The following is a 2,456-nucleotide window of genomic DNA, read 5'->3' on the forward strand; positions in this document are numbered from 1 at the left end:
GAATATCTAAATCTGGATAGGGATAAATCAACCTTTAAAAGTCATAGGGATTTTTGCTTTTAGAAAGTGACAACCTTTAAATACTTCTAGGGTTTAATTTCTCTATCCTTTTTGTTACAGTATTTTTGAAAGGATTGGACGTAAATAAAAAAAGATAGAAATCCTCACCGACCAAAGTTTGTGATTTCTATCCGTCCTCTAAGACAATATTATGATACTGAAAATTATCAACGACTTCAACATGATTTTGAATGAAAATGATTATCAGGCTTTTGTTGCTTCGATTGATCTGCTTTCTTTACATTGTCCTGTTTGTGGTGTCGTTGGTCTTTTTATATTGTATGGACACTACAAAAGATTTGTGATCATTGATGATATTTCCAGTGGCGATTGTAAGATTGAAATACCTGTTCAACGTATCCAATGTGCTCAATGTAAATCCACTCATGCCTTGCTTCCAACTAATTTTGTTCCTTACACTCAGTTCACTTATCTTTTCATCTATTATATTGTCACACTTGATGAGAATGATGATTTGATCACTTCTTTTGAAGTTGCGCTACAAACGATTCGTAAAGTTAAAGCTCGTGTAATCGAATTTTGGGATTCATTATTTCCAGATTGGAGAAATTTCAGGCAAAACGACTTGAAGATAGAATCTTTAAAGTGTCACAAGATTCTTTTTGGATCCACTCACGGGTATCGTTCACTTGGTATACTACCAACAGAGCTATAACTCTGATTCTGATTTCTTTTGATATTATGTCATTGAAATCAGAAAGGAGATGATCTTATGATCGAAAATGATGCTTTCAAACTGCTATTAATCAATCTTTTTCACCTGAATCCTGATGATATTACCAATATTGTCTGTACTACATTCAATAAGATGATGGTTCTTCTTGTTACACTTGCAGACAAACATCAGGCTTGTCCTTACTGTGGGTTTACTGCGTCTAAAATCAAGGAGTATGTAACCAAGGAGATCACTCATTCGGCTCTTACCACACAGAAATGTATAATTAAATACAGGGCAAGACGCTACAAATGTCCATGTTGTGGAAAGACCTACTATGAATTCAATCCCTTTGTCTTTAAATCCCAGAAAATATCGATCCTTACTGTGCATAATATTCTAAAGGATCTGAAAGACTTCAACGAGACATTTACTTCTGTTGCCAGACGATATCATGTTTCTCCAACTTCTGTTTCTACTATTTTTGATAATCATGTGGATATTGGCAGAAACCCGCTTCCGGAAATCATTAATTTTGATGAAGTATATGCCTTCAAATCCGAAAAGAGTAAGTACGTCTGTGTTCTTCTTGATTTTAAAAAGCAGATTCCCGTTGATGTTCTGCCTAACCGTAAAAAGGAGTTTCTTTTAAACTATTTTCAAAAGATCCCTTTAGAAGAACGGAAAAAGGTAAAATACGCCTGTTCAGACATGTATGAAGTGTATCGGGATGTTGTACATAAGGTGTTTCCATGTTCTTGTATGCTTTTGGATTATTTTCATCTTTCACAAGATTTCCACAAAAAAATGAACGAAGTACGTATTAAAGTCATGAAAGGGTACAAAGATAATAAGGCTTCAGATGAATACTATCTTCTAAAGAAATTCAACTGGTTGTTATTCAAAAATCCAGAGGATGAAGATAAACATGGAAGACTGTTTGATGTAGAACGTGAGCGCAAATACAACTCTCACTTTAAAAGCTATATGAACTACTACGATTTAAGAAAAAAACTACTCGAAATCAATAATGATCTAACTATTTGTTACTCATTAAAACTAGAACTTGTAGACTTCTATTCAAAATCTACAATCGACAATGCGAAAGTGAATCTAGAAATTCTGATTCGCAGCTTCATTGATACAAACATTGAAGAAATGATCAAATTCTCCAATAATCTTATTAACTGGAAACAGGAGATCATCAATTCATTTACGATTGTAGGTGCTGAGTATAAAGTTGAAGCAGACAAAGGCCAGGTGGTGGTCTGCAATAAAAAAGTAAATAATGCAATCATTGAGAATCGAAACAAGATCATCAAATGTATCAAGAACAATGCCAACGGCTACACCAACTGGCTTCGCTTCCGCAACCGCGTAATGTATGTACTCGATCCAAACGCAACATTCAGCCTGGAGCCAAAGGAGAAATAATCATGGATGCACTAGACATTATCGAACTGATTGAATACTTCAGAAATCTTCAAAACAATGAAATAAAATTTGAAATTGAAGAGCTACGAGGATACATTGACATAAGATTCGAAGAATTATATGACAAGTTAACTGAATACATTGATTCAAATCACCCCTTATAAAAGGAGCAGAGATTCAAACATCTCTGCTCCCTAGTTAATAATCCTTTAAACACTCATAGGGTTTTCAACCCTACAATTTTTGAAGCCAACTTTTAGTCGACCCTATCTAATTGCGGATTACC

At 34.4% G+C, this 2,456-nt stretch carries 3 protein-coding genes; all 3 read left to right on the forward strand.

The window, feature by feature from the left end; translation table 11 throughout:
• Window positions 1-211 precede the first annotated feature (211 nt).
• From EUBIFOR_RS11845 to EUBIFOR_RS13060, 3 genes are read left to right on the forward strand one after another with little or no spacing between them, the layout of a single operon-like run.
• Window positions 212-736, forward strand: a complete 525-nt coding sequence (locus tag EUBIFOR_RS11845) for a DUF6431 domain-containing protein (protein ID WP_003866312.1) — start codon at window positions 212-214, stop codon at window positions 734-736.
• A 57-nt stretch (window positions 737-793) separates the two neighbouring features.
• A complete protein-coding gene (locus EUBIFOR_RS11855) occupies window positions 794-2,170 on the forward strand; it encodes an ISL3 family transposase (RefSeq protein WP_003866313.1) in 1,377 nt (458 codons plus the stop codon).
• Between the two features lie 2 nt (window positions 2,171-2,172).
• Window positions 2,173-2,334, forward strand: coding sequence for a hypothetical protein (locus EUBIFOR_RS13060; protein WP_003866314.1), 162 nt, complete (start codon window positions 2,173-2,175; stop codon window positions 2,332-2,334).
• Window positions 2,335-2,456: the final 122 nt, after the last annotated feature.

The organism is Holdemanella biformis DSM 3989 (genome assembly GCF_000156655.1).
GTDB classification, from domain to species: domain Bacteria; phylum Bacillota_I; class Bacilli_A; order Erysipelotrichales; family Erysipelotrichaceae; genus Holdemanella; species Holdemanella biformis.

Excerpts from the sequence above, each read along its gene's own strand:
- EUBIFOR_RS11845 (WP_003866312.1), top strand. The coding sequence starts at position 212 with ATGATACTGAAAATTATCAACGACTTCAACATGATTTTGAATGAAAAT.
- EUBIFOR_RS11855 (WP_003866313.1), top strand. The coding sequence starts at position 794 with ATGATCGAAAATGATGCTTTCAAACTGCTATTAATCAATCTTTTTCAC.
- EUBIFOR_RS13060 (WP_003866314.1), top strand. The coding sequence starts at position 2,173 with ATGGATGCACTAGACATTATCGAACTGATTGAATACTTCAGAAATCTT.